1 rRNA gene is annotated in these 652 nt (G+C 54.1%); it reads left to right on the top strand.

Annotated features, from left to right (window positions below):
- Window positions 1-652 (top strand): 23S ribosomal RNA (locus tag KVT34_RS29650); the annotation flags it as partial.

Genomic DNA, 652 nt, shown 5'->3' with positions numbered 1-652 from the left:
GCGTAAGCGAAGCACTGAACTGAAGCCCCAGTAAACGGCGGCCGTAACTATAACGGTCCTAAGGTAGCGAAATTCCTTGTCGGGTAAGTTCCGACCCGCACGAAAGGTGTAACGATTTGGGCACTGTCTCAACCAGAGACTCGGTGAAATTATAGTACCTGTGAAGATGCAGGTTACCCGCGACAGGACGGAAAGACCCCGTGGAGCTTTACTGTAGCCTGATATTGAATTTTGGTACAGTTTGTACAGGATAGGCGGGAGCCATTGAAACCGGAGCGCTAGCTTCGGTGGAGGCGCTGGTGGGATACCGCCCTGACTGTATTGAAATTCTAACCTACGGGTCATATCGACCCGGGAGACAGTGTCAGGTGGGCAGTTTGACTGGGGCGGTCGCCTCCTAAAGTGTAACGGAGGCGCCCAAAGGGTCCCTCAGAATGGTTGGAAATCATTCGTAGAGTGCAAAGGCATAAGGGAGCTTGACTGCGAGACCTACAAGTCGAGCAGGGACGAAAGTCGGGCTTAGTGATCCGGTGGTTCCGCATGGAAGGGCCATCGCTCAACGGATAAAAGCTACCCCGGGGATAACAGGCTTATCTCCCCCAAGAGTCCACATCGACGGGGAGGTTTGGCACCTCGATGTCGGCTCATCGCA

The organism is Paenibacillus sp. GbtcB18 (assembly GCF_019091125.1).
Taxonomy (GTDB): Bacteria; Bacillota; Bacilli; order Paenibacillales; family NBRC-103111; genus Paenibacillus_F; species Paenibacillus_F chitinolyticus.
This window is presented reverse-complemented; position numbering and strand designations above follow the sequence as displayed.